General features: G+C 35.0%; 15 protein-coding genes and 1 tRNA gene. 5 read left to right on the forward strand and 11 right to left on the reverse strand.

From position 1 onward, the window contains the following. Positions 1–15: 15 nt before the first annotated feature. Positions 16–534 (reverse strand): nuclear transport factor 2 family protein, encoded by a 519-nt coding sequence (locus tag AB3G39_RS01070; RefSeq protein WP_369752982.1) that lies wholly within the window; start codon positions 532–534, stop codon positions 16–18. A gap of 197 nt (positions 535–731) precedes the next feature. On the opposite strand from AB3G39_RS01070, the gene AB3G39_RS01075 reads away from it, so the two are divergent. Continuing rightward, a complete protein-coding gene (locus AB3G39_RS01075; RefSeq protein WP_369765810.1) occupies positions 732–2,303 on the forward strand; it encodes a murein L,D-transpeptidase in 1,572 nt (523 codons plus the stop codon). A 98-nt stretch (positions 2,304–2,401) separates the two neighbouring features. Here the strand turns inward: AB3G39_RS01075 and AB3G39_RS01080 are convergent, their stop codons facing one another. Beyond that, the gene (locus AB3G39_RS01080; protein ID WP_367773111.1) at positions 2,402–2,716 is read right to left on the reverse strand and encodes an HPF/RaiA family ribosome-associated protein; all 315 of its coding nucleotides are present in this window, start codon (positions 2,714–2,716) and stop codon (positions 2,402–2,404) included. Positions 2,717–2,909: 193 nt separating this feature from the next. On the opposite strand from AB3G39_RS01080, the gene AB3G39_RS01085 reads away from it, so the two are divergent. Then, positions 2,910–4,520 carry a murein L,D-transpeptidase gene (locus AB3G39_RS01085; protein WP_369769642.1) on the forward strand — a complete coding sequence of 537 codons (1,611 nt, stop codon included), beginning with the start codon at positions 2,910–2,912 and terminating at the stop codon, positions 4,518–4,520. Between the two features lie 85 nt (positions 4,521–4,605). After that, positions 4,606–6,207, forward strand: a complete 1,602-nt coding sequence (locus AB3G39_RS01090) for a murein L,D-transpeptidase (RefSeq protein WP_369769643.1) — start codon at positions 4,606–4,608, stop codon at positions 6,205–6,207. Between the two features lie 73 nt (positions 6,208–6,280). Here the strand turns inward: AB3G39_RS01090 and AB3G39_RS01095 are convergent, their stop codons facing one another. Continuing rightward, positions 6,281–7,747 (reverse strand): glycoside hydrolase family 130 protein, encoded by a 1,467-nt coding sequence (locus tag AB3G39_RS01095; protein WP_369769644.1) that lies wholly within the window; start codon positions 7,745–7,747, stop codon positions 6,281–6,283. A gap of 347 nt (positions 7,748–8,094) precedes the next feature. Here AB3G39_RS01095 and AB3G39_RS01100 point away from each other — a divergent pair, with 347 nt between their 5' ends. Next, positions 8,095–8,286, forward strand: coding sequence for a hypothetical protein (locus AB3G39_RS01100; protein WP_369769645.1), 192 nt, complete (start codon positions 8,095–8,097; stop codon positions 8,284–8,286). Positions 8,287–8,296: 10 nt separating this feature from the next. On the opposite strand, the gene AB3G39_RS01105 is transcribed toward AB3G39_RS01100, so the two are convergent. The 6 genes from AB3G39_RS01105 to AB3G39_RS01130 form a co-directional block, all read right to left on the reverse strand. Further along, positions 8,297–10,396, reverse strand: a complete 2,100-nt coding sequence (locus tag AB3G39_RS01105; RefSeq protein ID WP_369769811.1) for a prolyl oligopeptidase family protein — start codon at positions 10,394–10,396, stop codon at positions 8,297–8,299. Between the two features lie 642 nt (positions 10,397–11,038). After that, positions 11,039–13,249, reverse strand: a complete 2,211-nt coding sequence (locus AB3G39_RS01110; protein ID WP_367773102.1) for a TonB-dependent receptor domain-containing protein — start codon at positions 13,247–13,249, stop codon at positions 11,039–11,041. 220 nt (positions 13,250–13,469) lie between these two features. Continuing rightward, on the reverse strand, positions 13,470–13,820 hold the full coding sequence (locus AB3G39_RS01115) for a hypothetical protein (protein ID WP_369769646.1): 351 nt from the start codon (positions 13,818–13,820) through the stop codon (positions 13,470–13,472). Between the two features lie 101 nt (positions 13,821–13,921). After that, positions 13,922–14,911 carry an aspartate-semialdehyde dehydrogenase gene (locus AB3G39_RS01120; RefSeq protein ID WP_369769647.1) on the reverse strand — a complete coding sequence of 330 codons (990 nt, stop codon included), beginning with the start codon at positions 14,909–14,911 and terminating at the stop codon, positions 13,922–13,924. Positions 14,912–15,117: 206 nt separating this feature from the next. Beyond that, positions 15,118–15,534, reverse strand: a complete 417-nt coding sequence (mscL, locus tag AB3G39_RS01125) for a large conductance mechanosensitive channel protein MscL (protein ID WP_369769648.1) — start codon at positions 15,532–15,534, stop codon at positions 15,118–15,120. Between the two features lie 92 nt (positions 15,535–15,626). Beyond that, positions 15,627–18,071 carry a bifunctional UDP-N-acetylmuramoyl-tripeptide:D-alanyl-D-alanine ligase/alanine racemase gene (locus AB3G39_RS01130; protein WP_369769649.1) on the reverse strand — a complete coding sequence of 815 codons (2,445 nt, stop codon included), beginning with the start codon at positions 18,069–18,071 and terminating at the stop codon, positions 15,627–15,629. A 206-nt stretch (positions 18,072–18,277) separates the two neighbouring features. Between AB3G39_RS01130 and AB3G39_RS01135 the strand changes: the two genes are divergently transcribed. Continuing rightward, the gene (locus tag AB3G39_RS01135) at positions 18,278–18,883 is read left to right on the forward strand and encodes a hypothetical protein (protein WP_367773093.1); all 606 of its coding nucleotides are present in this window, start codon (positions 18,278–18,280) and stop codon (positions 18,881–18,883) included. On the opposite strand, the gene AB3G39_RS01140 is transcribed toward AB3G39_RS01135, so the two are convergent. Both AB3G39_RS01140 and AB3G39_RS01145 read right to left on the reverse strand, forming a co-directional pair. Continuing rightward, positions 18,878–19,609 (reverse strand): porin family protein, encoded by a 732-nt coding sequence (locus tag AB3G39_RS01140; protein WP_369769650.1) that lies wholly within the window; start codon positions 19,607–19,609, stop codon positions 18,878–18,880. The two genes, AB3G39_RS01135 and AB3G39_RS01140, sit on opposite strands and share 6 nt — an antisense overlap. A gap of 948 nt (positions 19,610–20,557) precedes the next feature. Beyond that, positions 20,558–20,644: transfer RNA gene (locus AB3G39_RS01145), tRNA-Ser, on the reverse strand. Positions 20,645–20,682 lie beyond the last annotated feature (38 nt).

The following is a 20,682-nucleotide window of genomic DNA, read 5'->3' on the forward strand; positions in this document are numbered from 1 at the left end:
CCAATTTAAAAGAGTCTATTTACTTCCTTTTTCCAATATCTTTTTAATTAATCCATCTTCAATAGGTGCTTTTATTTTAATTACAGCATCAACATCATCATTTGGAATAGTCATAGACAAAACATACTGTTTTATTTTCCATTCCGTTCCTATTTTGACTAAAACACCTGAACCGCGGCAAATTCTCATTTGTGTATTCAGTAATTCATCAAACCAAGCTGTTTTACCCGTTTCATCAAAATAAATATGGCGTTCCAACATCGTAAAATTCCACGTCTTCCTTGAATCAAAAAAAGGTTTTGCCCACACTTTAAAATCAGCTTTATTCCAATTCTCGGTAGCATCTGTGCCAATAAAAATGGCGTCAGCAGTCATCATACTAAAATAAGAGTCATATTTTGCATCAGCAGCAGCTTTATGCCATGAATTCAGCATCCAATTAATTTTGTCTTTCTCTTTATTTTGCTCTGGACTGTTTGTAGTAAAGGCAGAAAATAATAAAAAACTTAAAAACAGTACCATTGTATTTTTCATAACAAATTTGATTTTTATCAAAAATAGGAATATCTAATTTAACTGTGGAAAAAAAAATAGCTATTAATCAAAACTGACATAAGTGACCATTCTTATATAATTTTTGGATATTAGTCCTTAATGCGCTAATAGCAACTTCAAATGAATACAATTTTACTTATTTTTACGGCATCCTATTATCAAGAAAGTCCCCAAGTATGAGAAAGTTATTCTTTTCATTTGCCCTTATGGTTTCTATTCTTTTCCTTACAATCCTATCCTGCAAGAAAAAAGAATACAAATCCATTGCTATTATTACGGATGACCTTGCCTCTCCTTTTGACAGCACATTAGTACAAACTTTTTTTGAGAAACACCCTAAACTGAAAGACTACCAAGCCGAAGTACTACAACTATATCGCAAACACCAGTACCATTATATTTGGTATGACAAAAGTGGCGTCAATGAATTTGGTAATCTGTTGCATAATAAAATCAACACTCTCGAAGAGGAAGGAATTGAAAATTCAGTTCCATATAAAGAAGAAGTAGATTTAATTTACGTCAATCCCACGAACTCGAAAAAGCCAAATATAGAAACCGAGTTATTAAACTCCGCCTTGTATTTCTATTACACCAACACTGTTTACCATGGACTCGACGCCACAAAATCTACAGAAATGGAATGGCATCTACCTCGAAAAAAACAATCGTATGTCAATTATTTAGATTCCCTATTAACCAATCCTGGATTAATCAACAAGAATGAAAAAGGGCTAATTGCCCAATATTTTCTATTAAAAAAGGTATTAAAAAAATACCGCGAAATGGAAAAAAAGGGAGGCTGGAAAACGATTTCAATAGATTCTACCGTTACTTCTTATAAAGTAGGCGACAGCGCCAAAGTCATCGCCCAAATAAGGCAGCGTCTATTTATTTCTGGCGATATCACAACTGATTCTAAAAGTGCTGTTTACGATAAAGAATTATCTAAAGCCGTCTTAAAATATAAAAAAAGAATGGGCACTTTTGCCAGCACCATTATTTTACAAAAACACATTAAAGAACTGAATATTTCTGTAGCAGAACGCATAAAGACCCTTACTATCAATATGGAGCGTTGCCGTTGGATTTCGAATGACATCTTTAAAGCCAAAGAATTTATTGCCATCAATATTCCTTCCTATCAACTAAGTTATTTTATTGATGGAAAACCGGCGCTACGATTAAAGGCTGTTGTAGGGAAAGCACTGAATAAAACGGTCATTTTTAGTGCACCTATGAAATACATCGTCTTTAGTCCGTACTGGAATGTTCCCAAAAGTATTCTTGATAAAGAAATCCTTCCTGGGATTGAGAAAAACGAAAACTACCTTACAGAACACAATATGGAATGGCACAACAATAGTGTCCGACAAAAACCAGGTCCAAAAAACTCATTGGGACTCATCAAGTTTTTATTCCCTAATTCTAATGACATCTACCTGCATGATACGCCTTCAAAAAGTTTGTTTAATCGTGAGGATAGAGCCTTTAGCCATGGATGTATTCGCATACAAAACCCTAATTTACTAGCCGAAACGATTCTTAGAAACGATACAAAATGGGATGCTGCAAAAATTGAAGAGGCAATGAACAGCGGAGTAGAATCTTGGTACACACTAAAAAATAAAATTCCTGTTTACATTGGTTATTTTACCGCTTGGGTAGATGAGGACAATACGGTTCACTTTTATGACGATGTGTATAAAAGAGACGAAGCCTTAGCTTCTTTGTTATTTGTAAAATAAAACCTTTACTTTTTTAGAGTCAAAAAAAAAAAATGACACTCCTTATTGAAAAGGAAGTGTCATTTTTTTTGAATATATATTTTAACCCTTAATTTTTTTTAGTGTGCCTTTTGTTTTTCAAAAGCAGTAGTTAGGATCTTTTTCATTTTGTCTAGAGCACCATGAAATGCTTTCTCAGTAACATCAGCATAATCTGAAACTACTAAAGGTTGCATTCCTGCAGGACGTGCTTCTATAAGACATTTTTTATCATGAGTTCCCACTTTTTCTCCATTTTCATCCGTAAAATGAACTTCTATACGTGTAATTTTATCATCAAAACGAGATAGTGATTTTGCTAATTCAGTAGAAAAATAAGCTTCTTGTCTATCGTGTCCTTCTACATTTTTGTCTGTGTTAATCTGTATTTTCATAGTATTAAATATTTTAAGATTGTCTTTCAAAACTAAGGTTAATTCCCTCAAAAAACGAAGCAATTAATAAAACATTATGAAAAGAAAGCAAGATTTTCGAATAAAAAACCAAAAAACAATCCTACCGTTAATTCCATCCTAATACACTTTAAAATTCCCAATACTTTTCTTAACTTTAAGAAACGTTTTTGCCATGAGACCTTTTTTTTGGTTCCTTATCGTTTTATTATCGGACTATGCTGATGCCGCAATTCACCGTGATACTACAAAAAATGTCACGGACAAAGCTTTGTATTGCATTTCTAACTCTAAGGAAATTACTACCAACAATTCCCTCGTTACTATTGACTTGATTACTCTCAACCGTTTTTTTAATACCTATTCCAATTTAAAAAAATACCGATCAGATGTGATTCTTTTGTACAAAAACCGAAACTACAAATCCATTTGGTATGATGATAAGCAGCTTATTGAATTTGCGAATGTATTATATTCGAAAGTCAACCAACTTGAGAATGAGGGATTGAAGTTCAACTTGGCTTACAAAGATAAAATTCATTCTATTTTTAATACGGAATCAGCAATTGAAATTACAAAGACCGAAAAAGAGCTGCTACTGTCCACACTATATATCTATTATGCTAAAAAAGTATTTCATGGTATCGACAGCCAAAAAATTCATGAAACGGGCTGGTTTTTACCCCAAAAAAATGTTTCCTATAAAACGCTACTGGATTCGTTATTAACCCGTCCGCAATTGTTAGATAAAAATGAAAAACAACTTTTTGGGCAATATTACAAACTGCGAGATGCCTTGAAGCAGTACCGCCAAATTGAAAAAAATAGCGAATGGACACCCATTGAAACCGAATCTGGAGTTAAAGAATTCCAGCCGGGCGACAGTTCAAAAACTATTGCTCAAATCAGGCATCGATTGCTTGTTATGGGAGATTTGAATACCGATTCTAAAAGCAATATCTATGATGCCGAACTGATGGCAGGAATACTGAATTTCAAAAAAAGAAATGGTTACAAACCCGATTATACCATAGGTTCCCAACACCTCAACCGCATGAACCTCCCCATCGAACACTACATAAAAACCATTATGGTTAATATGGAACGCTGTCGATGGATTCCTCCCAAATTAGCAAAAGCGGACGAATTTATTATTATAAACATTCCGTCGTTTACTTTAATCTATAAAAAAAACGGTCAAAATATTTTAGTTTCTAAAGTCTTCGTGGGCTTCAACCTAATGGAAACGGTACTTTTCAGTTCTAGTATAAGCCGTGTGGTTTTTAGTCCCTATTGGAATGTTCCCCAAAGCATTCTCGACAACGAGATAAAACCTGCTATGGAAAAAGATTCAACTTATATGACCAGGCACCATTTTGAATGGAACAAAAAAAGTCTCAGACAAAGACCAGGACCTGACAATGCATTGGGAGTCGTCAAGTTTGTTTTTCCTAATACCTATAGCATCTATCTACATGACACTCCTTACAAACTCAATTTTAATTATGATTTTCCTCGATTCAGTCACGGTTGCATTAATATGCAAAAAGCCAAAGAATTAGCCTATTTGATTTTGGCAGATTATCCGGACTGGCCGTTAGAAAAAATAAATGAAGCCATGAATAGTGGAGTTGAAACCACCTGTGTTCTAAAAAAACCAATTCCCATTCATATTGGCTATTTTACTGCTTGGGTAAACGAAGCGGGAGAAATTAATTTTTATTTTGATATTTATTTCAAAGACAATCAACTAGCCGAACTGCTATTTGACTCTAATTTAGACTAAAACACCTACTGTTAATAAGGAATCAGAACCCTATATTCATCTCCCTTTTTTGTATCTTTATAACTGATTATCAAATAGTAACAACATGAAACACTTCCCTATTTCATTCTTTTTTTTTGCTGGGTTCTTTTTTTTGTTGGGTATGACCAATGAGTCAAAGGCCACCACTAAAAAAGTGTTGTTACTAAACCTAGCTGTCAAATACCAAAGAATCCCTGCTTTTCCACTTACCCCATTTGATAGTACGCTGATTGCTCCTTTTTTTAAAAAATATTCCAAATTCAATTTCCTCAAGCCAGAGGTGATGGAACTCTATAGTAAACACCAGTTTCACTATTTATGGTACGACAGCAAAGGCATCAACGAGTTTGCTGATTTATTGTATAACAAAATCAACAACTTGGATCAAGAAGGGGTGCGCATCAAGGTTCCGTATCAACAAGAGTTGCGCGACATTTTTCAGGATGAAGAGAAAATGAACAAATCAAACTTAGAGGTAGAGCTCTTACTGTCCACACTATATTTTTTTTATGCTGACAATGTATTCAAAGGATTGGACATCCAGAAAAGTACGGAACTGGGTTGGTACTTGCCTCGAAAAAAACAATCCTATGTGAACCGCTTGGATTCATTATTACAAGATCCTGCACTGATCAACAAACCAAACAAAGGGGTTTTAGGGCAATATTATTTATTAAAAGAAGCGCTCCAAAACTACCGAAACATTGAAAAAAAAGGAGGATGGAATCCCATTGAAATTCCCAAAAAAATGAAATCATTGCAACTAGGCGACACCTCGGCTGTGGTGCTCCAAATTAGGAAACGGCTTTTTATAAGTGGGGATTTAAAAACAGATTCTCAAAAAAACGTGTTTGACAATGAGCTCCTAACTGGTATTTTGAAATACAAAGAACGCAATGCTTTTACCACTGACTCTGTCCTACTGCCCAAACACATCAAAGAAATGAATGTTACCGTGAGTGAACGCATTAAAACCATTATGATTAATATGGAGCGCTGCCGATGGATTTCCCCTAGCTTAACTCAAAACAACCGCTACATTATCGTGAATATTCCTGCTTTTACCCTTACTTTTTTTAAGGACGGCAAACCTGCTTTGATATCCAAAGTAGTCGTGGGGAAATCCATGAATAAAACAGCGGTTTTTAGTGGTCAGATGAGTCAGGTTATTTTTAGTCCCTATTGGAACGTGCCTCCCAGTATTTTAAGAAAAGAGATTTTACCCGCCATTGCCAAGAACTCCAACTACCTAGTACAACACGATATGGAATGGGTGGGCAACCGCGTAAGGCAGCGACCCGGAGAGCAAAATGCTTTGGGTAAGGTGAAGTTTGTATTCCCTAATTCGCATATTATTTATATGCATGACACACCTTCCAAAAGCTTGTTTGACCAAGATACAAGGGCTTTTAGTCACGGTTGTATTCGTGTGGCTCGCCCTCGCGATTTGGCAATTATGGTTTTAGAAGGAGATACCAACTGGCCTATAGAAAAAATTGACGCAGCCATGAATCGTGAAGTAGAAAAAACCTACAACCTCAAGACCAAAATCCCCGTTTACATAGGCTATTTCACCGCTTGGGTGGATCGGGAAGGCCAAGTACATTTTTATGACGATATCTATGGCCATGATGAAAAACTCGCCGAATTGTTGTTTACGGATTGATTTTTATTTTTGCGACGGCTTGCAATGAAAAGCACGAAATAACTCCAAACAAAAAAAGAGGTTCTTGGTTTTATTATTTACTCTTTTTTAAAGCATCGAGTAATTCTACCATGTCAACCACTCCATAAGTGGAGGAATAGTCAGATACGGCATAGGGCAATATGAGGTTGTTGTTATGGATAATCGAACCACACGAATAGACCACATTAGGCACATAACCTTCGCGCTCGTCTTCTAGTGGGGCAAGCAAGGGCTCGGCCAGTCGGCCAATTTCCTTTGAAGGATCGTCAAGATCAAACAAGGAAGCGCCTAGACAATAGCGTCTCATGGCACCTACTCCGTGAGTGATTATTAGCCAACCTTCGGCGGTCCAGATGGGAGAACCACAGTTTCCTATTTGTGTGAATTCCCAAGGATATCGGGGTTGCTGGATGAGCAAAGGATTATTCCATTCCGTAGGCCTGTCTGAATACATGAGGTAATTATTGACCCCATCGATTCTAGAAAGCATGGCGTACTTGCCTTTTATTTTTCTAGGGAACATCGCCAGGTTTTTATTTTTTGCCCCTTCTCCATATAAAGGCATGATATGAAAGGAATAAAAGTCTTCGGTTGAAATGAGTTTTGGCATAATCACGTGGCCGTTGTATGCAGTATAGGTTCCAAAAATTTTGTGGGATGTGCCATCGTCAAAGAATCGTACAAAACGGGCATCTTCAATACCCCGGCTTTCAGAGTCTGAAATGGGAAATATAACCCGTTCCGTGATATCCGAGTCGTGCTTGAATTGTATGTCATAAAAAGAATCTGCCAACCAGATGATTTCTTCCAATGCCCTGCGCTGATCTTGGCTTATAGATGGATCTTTCAGCACCTTATTGATGGCGTTTTTTATAATTTCATATCCAAATTTCTCGGGCATGTCTTGCAATATCATGGCCGTGTATTTATCTGGCGTATTCATCTCGGCTAATTTCTTGACAAATCTATTTTTGTCAAACAAGGATTTGTGTACAATCTCGGCCTTATCGATATTAGCACCTATCTTCATCATTTGGAGGTCGTTGTTTTTATCGAGAATTCCTCTTCTAAAAACGACCGAAGAAATATGGCCTTCTCCTGTGGCCCTGAAAGAAATAATAACCCGCTTTTCCTGTTTTCCCAGAAAAGACTGATCGAAATCCTCCATCATGGAAGGATTGAAAAAAGCAGCCGATTCAATGGCGTATTCCATCGTGCAGTACGAACCAATGAGCATTTTTCGTTCCTCAGAAATGCCGTCATAGTTGATTTGCATTTCTTCAATGATGCCACGAATGTTTTCACAATGCTTGAAGAATATACGTGAAATATTACGGTGTCTTCTAGCAAACTCGCGTAGTGTGTGTTCCAGAGTATGAATGACTTGTTTTTCGTCTAACACCATGATATGACTTACCATATCGCGGGTTCGCTGCTCGCCATTCATAAAATAGCGAGCCACCACTCTACTGGAATCTGGGGTGAATTTTACATTTTTTCGGGTAACAGCAACTCTCATAGCTTCATTTTTAAAATAAAAATAAGTGAGGCTTTTAAATATCGTGGTAAAAAGTCTTTTAAATACAGTGTGTTATTTGCCTTATTATAGCAACTAAACTTTCATTATTAGGATATTAAAGATACTAAAAAAGTTTAAAACAAGCCCTATTTACAGACTGTTATCTATTGTAGTTCAAGTAATTAAATAACGGGCAGGGATTTGGTGGTTGTAGTTTGTCAGAGTTATTTTTGTCAAAACGTAAAGCGACTCCGTTTCTCGCCATTGCAAGGAAAGAATCAATCTTATTATCCTTTTCTATTTTCTTTATGTGATCTCTCTTGCTTCGAGATGACAAAGAGAACTTGATGACTAGTAACAAAAAAACGCTACTCTTTCGAATAGCGTTTTATGAAAATAAAGTTGTTAATTCCTCTTTGTCCCTAGCCCTGATGGGAGCGGCATCTCCCGATTTAGAAAAACAAGGCTTTTTTCAAGCCGTAGTTTTTATTTATCGGGAATACAGCGGACAGCAGGAAAAAGCTCCTAAAAATAAATGAAATGCAAATCTTAGTTGTCTTCTTTTTGCAATTGGGTGATGCCCATGTTGTATAAGGTAAAGGCTTGGATATCGACGTTTTCCTGAATGGTTGCCGCCACCGATTTTCCTGCGCCGTGACCCGCTTTGACATCAATGCGAATTAAGGTTGGGTTGCTTCCCGCTTGTTTTTCTTGCAACTCGGCAGCAAACTTGAAGCTATGTGCCGGCACCACTCGGTCATCATGATCGCCCGTAGTGACCATCGTCGCGGGATAGTGTGTGCCTGATTTTACGTTGTGCACTGGTGAGTACCCTTTGATGTATTCGAACATTTCTTTGCTGTCCTGCGCGGTTCCGTAATCGTACGCCCAGCCCGCTCCTGCCGTAAAGGTATGGTAGCGCAACATGTCCATAACGCCCACGGCCGGCAAAGCGACTTTCATCAAATCAGGACGCTGGGTCATGGTGGCTCCTACTAGCAAACCTCCATTTGACCCACCACGAACGGCAAGAAAGTTTGGAGAGGTGTACTGTTGGTCAATTAGATATTCAGCTGCAGCGATGAAGTCATCAAAGACGTTTTGTTTATGCATTTTGGTTCCGGCATCGTGCCATTTTTTACCGTATTCTCCTCCTCCACGCAAGTTAGGAACAGCAAAAATACCTCCGTTTTCCATCCAAACGGCATTGGCAATACTAAAACTTGGGGTTAAACTCACATTGAATCCACCGTAACCGTAAAGCATGGTTGGGTTTTGTCCGTTTCGTTTTAATCCTTTTTTGTAAGTGATAATCATGGGGATTTGGGTCCCATCCTTTGACGTATAAAACACTTGTTTTGACTCGTAATCGTCGCTATTGAAATCTACTTTTGGCTTGGCATACACCGCTGATTTTCCTGATTTGGGTTCAAATGAGAAAATGGTTCCTGGAGTTGTATAGTTTGTAAATGAATAATAGAGTGTTTTGTCGTTTATCTTTCCGCCAAAACCTCCTGCTGTTCCTAGTCCCGGCAACTGGATTTCACGAATCTTTTTGCCATTGTAATCGTACTGCTGCACTACTGATACGGCATCTTTCATGTAATTTGCAAAAATGCATCCGCCTCCTGTTGATGGAAATAAAACATCCTGAGTCTCGGGGATAAAATCGTTCCAGTTTTCTTGTGTTGGATTTTTTATATCTACCGCTACCACGCGTTTATTGGGTGCTTTCCAATCGGTAACGATAAAGAGTTTACTTCCTTGATTGTCAAGAATGGTATTATCACTATTGAAATTATCAACAAGTGTCACAATAGGACTATTAGCCTTTCTTAAATCTTTGACGTACAATTCATTTCCATAAGTCGAATTGGCCGCTGTGATGACCAAGAAATTATCGTCTTCGGTCACATAACCGCCTACATATCTTCGTTTTTGGTCTTCACCAAAGATGATTCTATCCTCTTTTTGAGCGGTTCCTAGCTGATGAAAATAGAGTTTATGTTGGTCCGTTTTGGCCGACAGTTCGCTTCCTTTTGGTTTTTCGTAACTAGAGTAATAAAATCCTTTGTTTCCAAGCCATGAAATGCCACTGAATTTGATATCGACAAGGGTGTCTTCAATTACTTTTTTGGACAAAGCATCCATAATAATTACTTTTCGCCAGTCGCTTCCTCCTTCGGATATCGCATAGGCTACTATAGAACCGTCTTTGGAAAAATCCATTCCGCCTAGAGAAGTCGTTCCATCTTTGGAAAAAGTATTTGGATCTAGGAAAACTTCTTCAATACCCGAGGCGTCTTTGCGATACACCACCGACTGGTTTTGCAGTCCGTTATTTTTAGAATAATAGGTGAATTTCCCTTCTATGGATGGCGCACCTATTTTTTCATAATTCCATAGTTTTTCCATTCGGTTTTTTAGTGCTTCTCGAAAAGGAATTTGGCTTAGGTAGCCGTAAGTGACTTCGTTTTGTGCTTTTACCCAGGCTGCGGTTTCCGTAGAGCGGTCGTCTTCTAGCCAACGATACGGATCATTGACAACTGTATCAAAATACTGGTCGACAACTGTTCCCTTTGGAGTTTTAGGGTATTGGATTGGATTGTTGTTTTGTCCAAAAGTTGTTATTGTTGGAAGTATTGCCATTATAAAGAGTAGTTTTTTCATTAAAAAAAGGAATTGGTTAAAACAAAAATAGACAATCAAAATATAAAGAGATAAGTCAGATACGTTTTTTGACCGTTTTGGGCTTGTTTTTTTTAAAGCATATAAGTCATATAAGTTTTTTTTAGCTGATTGTGTTGAAAAGTATTTTAACTGGAGTCGCAAAGCAATAAAAAACAAACCATATAAAGTATCTAAGGCCATATAAGCTTTGTGTAAAAAGTATTTCAAACAATCGCTATCTTAAACATACAACTCAGATACGCTTTTCTTATTAGATTGTGAGAGAAGATTGTTTCACAGAGAATCACAAAGATTTTGTTATTAAACCATTAAGGAATTAAGAAAATGAAGCTCAGCGGGACTTTGAGTTTACTTTGTGATTCTTTGCGAAACAAACAACTAAAAAACTTATATGACTTATAGGTTAAAAAGCCTCAGCGAGACTTTGCGGTTATTCTGCGGCTCTTTGTGAAACAAAAACTACAAGCAGATTTACAAAAACCATTAAGAAATTAAGAAAATTAAGCTAATAACTTATATGACCTTAAAAGCCTTACATGGTTATAAATACTTAATGAAACTTAATCCCTTAATGGTTTAAAAAGCTTTAGACTGTAAAAACTACAAGCCGAAGTTCACCCCAAGCACGATGTTTCTTCCTATATTAGGAACACCATCATTTTTTAATCTTGATAAATGAGCAATGTATCTTTTGTCTAAAAGGTTATTTGCATTTAAATTGACATCAAAAACCGTTTTTCCTAATTTCACTGTTCCACCAAGGCCTAAGTTTATTGATGTATACCCATTGGACTTAGTTTCAAAACCGCTTACATTACTTTGATTTAAAGTGGTATTGACATTAAAAGTAGCAAATCCATCTTCAAGCCACTCTTTGATTTTGAATTCTCCTTTCAGGGTATTGCTCCAGTTATTCGCAGGAATTAACGGTAAATAGTCTCCGTTTTGTTTCTTTCCTGTAACGGTTTCAAAACTGGTTTCGTAATGCAACCAATCTAAAGGATGTGGGTGAAAATGCAACCCAATTTCTCCTCCATACAGTTTCGCATTATTTTGAATATAATTAAATACGTCCGTGTTTGACAACATGGTTCCTGTAGGTGAAGTATAAATATAATTGTTGATGTGGTTGTAAAACCCGTTGACAAAAAACTCAAAGTGATCGGCCTTGTATTCCAAGTTCAAATCCGTTTGTACGTTTTGTTCCGTTTTTAAATCGCTATTTCCTATTTCGTAACGATTGGTTCCTTCATGAATCCCATTTGAAGTAAGTTCAGCCAAGTTAGGCGCTCTAAATCCAGAAGCTAGATTTAATCTTAAAGTAAAATCATCGGCTAAGTTTGTTTTATATCCTAACGAAGCATTAAAGCTGTCAAATGATTTATCAACCGCTTTGAAATACCCCTCTTGACCAACAGTTCCGTGTTCGACACTTGAAATTTGTCTGTTATCAAATCGCAAACCTGCTTGAACTGCACTATTGTTCCCCCATTCATAATTAGCGGTACCAAAAACACCAAAATCATTCGTTGTAGCATCAGGAATTAAATATTCATTTCCGAAATTGGTATTCGTTTGATGCATTCCTTGAATTCCCACAATTGATTCTAGTTTGCCCATTTTAGGCAAATGGTATTTTGCATCGTAATTAAAGGTTTTCAGTTTCATATGTAAACCGGCCACATTACTATCTACAAACTCTGAACGATCATTTGCGATGTATCCTAAATCGACATCCAGTTTTGAATCTTTGAAGTAGAAAATAGAGTTTAAACTCAGTAAATTATTAAAAACTCCTTGTCTAGGAAAACCCGTCTTTTTGCTCGAAGATTGAGCTGCTATTCCATCTTCAGGAATTCCCAAATCCAGTTTATTGAAGTTGTAACGCAACACACTAGAAAACTTTGCATTACTATATCCAATTCCTGTTTTGAAATCGGTTTCATTGTAACGCGTATTTGTCACTCGATCACCACCAGAAATACGGTAATCTGAATGCGTATTGTAACTCCCACGAGCTAGAAATTTCCAGTTGTCTGTGGATGTTTTTAATCCAAGAGATGAATTACTTCCTAAAGTATTAGAAAATAATTTTTGGCTAAAATTAGCTTTGAACGTATTAGCGTCGGCAAATTTCTCTGGGTTGAAATACAAAACACCTCCTAGCGCATCCGAACCATATAATAAGGAAGCAGGCCCTTTTATCACCTCAACACTTTCTACTCCCGCGTCGTTTAATCCTAAACCATGTTCGTCTCCAAATTGTTGATTTTCCATACGGACTCCTTGAGAATATACTAAAACACGATTGCCACTCAAACCACGAATCACCGGTTTCCCGATAGATGTTCCTGTTGAAACTTGCGAAACTCCTGGTATCGTAGCTAATCCTTCGATCAAGGTAGACGTTCCTTTTTGTTGCAATGACTTCATACTCTCATGCTCTACTTTCATCACGTTTTGCGACTGCAATTTATTGAAAGCAGTAGAAACAATTACCTCATCCATTTGAAAAATACTTTCTTCTAAGATGACATCTAGTGTATTCTCTTTTTGTACTTTTTGAATGGTTTTATTTTGAGTAGTGAAACCGACGAAGGTAAAGTCCAGTTTTAAATCCCCATTAGGAAGGTTTGTTAAACTGTATTTTCCATTTGCATCTGTTGTGGTTCCTTTATGCAATTCTGGAGCAGAAACAGAAACTCCTTTTATAGGCTGATTTGCCAAATTTAAAACGGTACCTGATACTGTATTTTGCGCTTGTAGCAGAGCCGAAAACCCTAACAATAGTGTAATTATAATTTTTTTCATTGAAAATGATTGTATTCTCATGGGTGCAAAGTAACAGCACTCCATGCGTGAGATTGTTTTTAATTGTATTTGAAATTATAATGCGATTTAAAACAAAGGCAATTTATAAAAACCCAAATAGTCTAAAAACTAAGGATTGAAATCGTTTATCACGAATTGAATCACTCAATTTAGAGCTTAATGATTTAAAATTATCTTTTAGTTTAAATAACAGAGCAGTTTAAACAATTAAAGTTGGGGGACCACGATGGGAGTATAAGCTTCCTGAAAAGGAAATAACAGTCTCGCCATTTTCAAAAAAATAAGGAAGCGACTGGTAATTAGAGTGTAGTGTGTAATAAAACTGTAGCGGAGAAACATAGGAACCAAATGTAAAATGACATACTTTACAATTATCAAAATTATGATGTTTGTGTGTTATTTCGGTATGGGTAACATTGTATTTGTGGTGGCATTCTGTTTGCGAAAATTGCTTTACAAAATGCTCATAAGTATGTAACGATTGAAATAGTATAGAAAACACTATAATCAACGCCAAAGAAAAACTGAGTAAGAGCTGTTTCTTTTTCATACACTGCAAATGTAGGAAAACATCAAAAAGAAAACCATCTAAATTAACAAAACATAAAGAATTATTAACTTAGATGGTTTAAAATAGTATGGTATTTCTACTTATACCAATTTAGCTGCAATCAGGTATTCCGCAATTTGAATTGTATTTGTAGCTGCACCTTTACGTAAATTGTCAGCAACAATCCACATGTTTAATGTATTCGCTTGACTTTCGTCACGACGAATTCTACCTACAAAAACTTCATCTTTCCCTTGTGCATACATTGGCATTGGGTAAGTATACGTATCGTTATTGTCTTGAACCACTACTCCATCAGTATGGTGCAAAATGTTTTGAATATCCGAAACCACAAAATCATTAGAGAATTCCACATTTACCGCTTCACTGTGACCACCTACAATAGGCACACGAACAGCAGTTGCTGTAACCGCAATGGTTTTATCATCAAGAATTTTTTGAGTCTCACGAACTAATTTCATCTCTTCTTTAGTATATCCGTTTTCCTCAAATGAATCACATTGAGGAATAGCATTTCTATGAATTGGATATTTGTAAGCCATCTCCCCTTGAACACCTGCGTATTCATTTTCTAATTGTTGTACTGCTTTAACTCCAGTTCCAGTAATAGACTGGTAAGTAGAAACAATTACACGCTTGATATTGTATTTTCTATGTAATGGTGCTAAAACCAAAACCATTTGAATAGTCGAACAGTTTGGGTTTGCAATAATTTTATCGTCTTTGGTTAAAGAGGCTGCGTTGATTTCAGGAACAATTAATTTCTTAGAAGGATCCATTCTCCAAGCAGATGAATTATCAATAACTGTTGTTCCGGCCGCAGCAAATTTTGGAGCCCACTCTAAAGATGTATCTCCACCTGCAGAAAACAAAGCAATATCAGCTTTCATGTCTACGGCAGTTTGCATTCCAACTACTTTATATTTTTTTCCTTTGTATTCAATTTCTTTCCCAACTGATCTTTCAGAAGCAACAGGAATTAATTCAGTAACCGGGAAATTTCTTTCAGCCAAAACTTTTAACATTACTTCGCCTACCATTCCAGTAGCGCCTACAACTGCTATTCTCATCTTATATTTTTATTATTGAATATTAATTTTTGAAGTACAAAAGTAAGTAATATTCAAATCAAAACAAGAGTGTTCACAAAAAATAACAAAATGTTACAAATAAAACATTTTGTATGTTTTTATAGTTTCCTTATCATTTAAAGCTAAAAAAAGAAAAACCGCCTCAATTAAGAAGCGGTTTAGTTAGAATATAAAGTGTAGCGGTATTATTTTTTTAGCAAATCTCTGATTTGAGTAAGCAACTCTTCTTGAGATGGTCCTGCTGGAGCAGCTGCAACAACTTCTTCTTTCTTTTTCATTTTTTCAGCAGCTCTCAATATAATGAAAACAAACAATGCAATAATAACAAAGTTAATTACAGCTTGAACTAAGTTACCATAAGTAATTACAGCAGCGCCCGCCGTTTTTGCTGCAGCTAAATCAACATAGCTATTACCATCTAATGTTATGAATTTTGTAGTAAAATCAATTCCACCAGTTATTAAACCCACAATAGGCATAATAACATCATCAACTGCAGAACCTACAATTTTACCAAATGCACCACCAATAACTACAGCAGTTGCTAAACTTAATACATCCCCCTTCATTAAAGAGGCTTTAAAATCACTGAAAAATCCCATAATTTTGTTTTTTAGGTTAAAAAAATATTTTTGAACATCTAAAATAATAAAGTTTCAACAGTATTGAACCATTTATCGATAATTATAAGAAATTAACGATAAAAAACACGTTTTACCCGCTGAGAGATACTGGTTAGTATTTCATAAGGTATCGTGTGCAGTTTTTTTGCGATATATGATACTGTAGGGTTTTCACCAAAAATAATCACAGAATCTCCCTCTGTACAATCAATATCTGTAACATCAACCATCAACATATCCATACAAATACTTCCTAAAATCATCGCTTTTTCGTCTTTTATAGTGACAAACCCTAGTCCGTTTCCCCAAGCTCTTGAAATGCCATCGGCATAACCTATGGGAATTGTTGCTACCTTGGTTGTTCTACTGGCGATGAATTTCCGTCCATATCCTACACTTTCACCAGCAGAAATAGTTCTAATTTGTGATATAACCGATTTTAAGGTACCCACGTTTTCTAAGTACTTTTGTTCTGATGGATCATTAGAAACACCGTAAAGCCCTATTCCTAAACGAACCATATTAAATTGAGAGTCGGGGTAATTGCTTATTCCAGAGGTGTTCAAAATATGTCGGATGGGATTTATTTCCAATTCAGTACAAATTCTGGACGATAATTTTTCAAATAATGCAATCTGTGCTAAAGCAAATTCACGATGTTTCAAATCATCGCTAGTGGCCAAATGCGACAAGACACTTTTGACTTCAACAGTTTCATTTCCTTTCAAAGTAGTAATAAGCTCTTCAATCGTATTTTCTTCAAAACCCAAACGATGCATTCCCGTATCTAATTTAATATGAATAGGAAAATGTTTTAGTTTCTTTTGAGTTGCAATTTTTAAAAAAGCATAAAGTCCTTTCAAACAATAAATCTCAGGTTCTAACTGATGTTGTATAATGGCCGAAAAACTAGTGTTCTCTGGATTCAAAACCATTATAGGCAAATGAATTCCTCCGTTTTTCAATGAGATACCTTCATCAGCGAAAGCCACACCCAGGTAATCCACTTTATGATGTTCTAACAGTTTAGCAATTTCAAGACCTCCATTTCCATAACCAAAAGCTTTTACCATAACCATGATTTTCACTTTGGGTTTCAGCTTGGACTTAAAGAAATTGAGATTGTAACTAATGGCATTTAGGTTAATTTCTAAAACTGTTTCGTGCGTTTTCTCTTCTAATAATTGAACGATTTCTTCAAATTGAAAAGAACGTGCTCCTTTGATCAAAATCGTTTCATTTGCAAATTCAAGATTTTCAAAATCAGCAATAAATTCAGCTGTATTTTTATACGTAATGCAATTGGCAAATTTATCTTTAAATGCTGATATAGTTTCTCCAATTCCAATAATTCGATTGATATTATTGGAAACAATTAAGGTGGCAACTCGGGAATATAACTCCTCATTGGCCAACCCACTTTGAAAAATATCCGATAGAATTATCGTTTTCTTTTGGAATTGTTTTTGACTCTCCAAGAAATCCAATGCTATTTTTAAAGATTGAAAATCCGAACTGTAACTATCATCAATAATACTACAATTGTTGATTCCGTTTTTTACTTTCAACCGCATTTCTACAGGATAAAGTAATAACATTCTTGCCTGAATTGTTTCGTTGTCATAATTGAAATATAACAGGGTCATTAAACAGCACACAGCATTCTCAATGGATGCGCTATCTAGAAAAGGAATTTCTAATGTAAACTGATTCCCTTTGTACTTATAATACAATATTATGCTTTCGCTTTTTATTTCTTTTTTAAATACAAAAACATCTACATCTTCATTTTCAAAACTCCAATTGAACTTTTTTGATGTTGGTAGAATATAGTTATCAACTAAACTATTCTTTTGATAAATAACAACTTCAGCCCTTTTAAAGAGTGTTAGTTTTTCCTTTATTTTTTCCTCTAAATTTTGAAACCCTTCATCATGCGAAGAACCAATATTTGTCAAAATTCCTATTGTAGGTCGAATTACCTTTTCAAGTTTTCCCATTTCATCCACAGTGGAAATCCCTGCTTCAAAAACCCCTAAATTATGTTTTTCATTAATAGCAATTACAGACAAAGGCACACCCACCTGTGAGTTATAACTTTTAGGACTCCGAATAATATTAAAATCGGGACTTAATAAAAAATTGAGCCATTCTTTTACAATTGTTTTTCCATTACTGCCTGTTAAACCAATAACTGGAAAATGAAATAAATTGCGGTAATAAGACGCAAATTGTTGCAAAGCATCCAAAGTATTTTTGACAACCAAAAAATTAGCTTTACTCTCACAACCCTCAGGAATATAATTCACAACAAAATTATGAACACCAATAGCAATCAACTCTTTAATATACAAATGTGCATCATTATTAGGCCCTATTAACGCAAAAAACAAAGTATGTGAACTATTTTGCAAGGATCGACTATCAATAGAAACCGTATCCACTGCAGCATCCGAATCAGTGCCAAACCATTTGGCTTCAAGAATTGGTATTATGTTTTTTATTAATATACTCATTTATAGCTAACGTTTTAAACGTATGTTTTTACGGATTGGTTAATCTCCCTCAAAAATAAGACTTCTTTTTATAATGCTAGTATTCACTTTACAACAATTTCATTCAAATTCCTCTTAAATTAAAATCATTATCAATTCTAGAGTAGATTTGATTTCCTATTTTACTAGATTTCTTATCTTTGCTACGCTAACCAAATATAGAAGTCTTGAAAAAAATCCTTCCCCTATTTTCTTATATCTTGCACCCGATTTTTATTCCTGTTTACGCCACCTTGTTCTATCTTTTTTCAAATAATTCTTACTTTTTAAATAAAGAAAAATATTTAGTTTTACTACAAGTTGTAATAATCACCGTGTTCCTTCCGATTTTGTTCTTCTGGGGGTTGCGCTCAACAGGGAAAATCAGTTCGGCAATGGCGCCGCTTCTCTCTGAACGTAAAATTCCATTAGTACTTCAATGTTTTTTAATCATTTTTTTGGTTCGCACCAACATCACAATCGAACGTTATCCAGAATTGCATTTTTTCTTTTTGGGGGCTTTATTAAGTACTCTAATAGCGTTGCTTCTTTTATTTGCTAAAATGAAAGTAAGCCTGCATATGATTGGAATAAGTGCTTTGACATTTTTTGTATTGGGTTTAAATTTACACTTTCAAACACAAAATATTTTTTCGATACTATTTTTAATTCTGATGAACGGTTTTATAGCTTCATCCCGATTAGAAATGAACGCACATACCGTTAAAGAATTAATTATTGGCTTTTTAATAGGTGCACTTCCTCAAGTATTGCTAATGTACTTATGGCTATAGAATGTAAAAAATAACTCCAATATTAAGTGATTTAATACCTAGTTGCTCCCCATTAATTTGAGCCGTTTTTTTGAAAATTGAGTTTAAACCATAATAAGCATAAACATTTATTGTATTGTAGCCCGAAGACACATACAATCCATATAAAAATTTATTAAAATCTTTATTTCCTGTAATGGTCGTTTTTCCATCACCATCACTAAAAACAGATTTGTCATAAATTAAATAACTAAACTTAACTCCTCCATAAATTCTCCAAAACTTATGGCTCTCATATGTAGAGGTTCTCCATCGAAACTCAACAGGTAGGTCTATTAATAGCTGGGTGAATTTATTTTTGCTATATGTTGCTTTAGAATCGATTATGTCATAAACCGGCAATTGATTCGTTCCTGTAATTGCTACATTTTGATTGTAATTATTGTATGAAAAACCCAATCCAGATGCAATTGCAACGGTTCTGTCTTTATTTATAGGCATATCCCTAAGAAACCCCAAAGAAAGTCCTGTTGAGAATTTTTTTTGAGATAACCCAGCAGGCTTTTGTTGTAAAGTGTTGTATGTAAAGCCAAAATAAAACTGATCTTCTCTATATAAAGAATCAATCTTAGTTGGTGCTTTTTCCGCTAACGGCACACTTTCTTCTTGCGAAAAAGCATTAAAAAAGGGAATTAAAAGGAAACAACTTAAAAAAAATCGCATAGTCTTATTTTTGTTTGATGACATTTCCATAATCATAATTAAATATATTCTCAACTATTGCTATTCTTTATAGCAGTACAAATATAGGATTTTGACAGGTTTATGCTACCTAATGTTTTTAAAAAAAACTGTCATTTATATAAATGCAAATACCCCACTAAATATATTTAGTGGGGTATTTGCGTAGAATTATAAAACTCAGTACAATTCTTTTAATTTATCAATTCGTAATATCTTGTTGCAGCCGTTTTTTTAATTCAAAAAACCGCATACCCTGATACCGATATAAATTAAAAAACCATCAAAATTAATACACCTATGGAAAGACTAGCTGCCATAACAAAAAAGCTTCCTATGTATAAAAACATCTCGTTTTTTTTATTTTCCATTTTCATTAGTAAATTATTATTCGTTAGTATTCAATTTTTTTGTTAGTTAAATCTACGGAATAATCCGTTTAAACAACAAATTAAATCGATTAAATACATCTTTTATCATTTTAAATGTGTTTTTTCTTATATTTTAATTTTATACAACTACAAGACATACTACAATCCTAACAAAAGAAATCTTGACTTCATAATTGGCTCAAAATAATCACTAAAACTTTAAAAAAATTAAATAAAGAGGTACAGGTTTTAAAGAATAAACAAACATTCCACACTCAGAAATACGCAAAACAAAAATCAAAAAATAAAGATTGTTTATTAGCAATTTTTTATTAGCAAAATACATTATTTGTCCGTTTTGGAAAGTTTAAAAATTTAAGCAAAAAAGCTTCTAAAAAGAAAGTCTGTTCTTATTGTTGAAAGGAAGTGATTAATTAGGTAGCATCGTAAGGAGAGTATTTCCCAAAGAAATAATCGTTTATGCTTTCCAAATTCCTTTTTGCCTTTAAACGCATACGAAAAATAGGTTATAAAAGCTATAAAACAAAAAATGCTTCCCTTTTAGGAAGCATAAATAATTTTGCAGAGAGGATGGGATTCGAACCCACGATGCAGTTACCCACATACTAGCTTTCCAGGCTAGCTCCTTCAGCCACTCGGACACCTCTCTTTTTATTTGAGGCTGCAAATAACATGAAAAAAAATGAG

It is taken from the genome of Flavobacterium sp. WC2416 (assembly GCF_041200095.1).
Lineage (GTDB): Bacteria > Bacteroidota > Bacteroidia > Flavobacteriales > Flavobacteriaceae > Flavobacterium.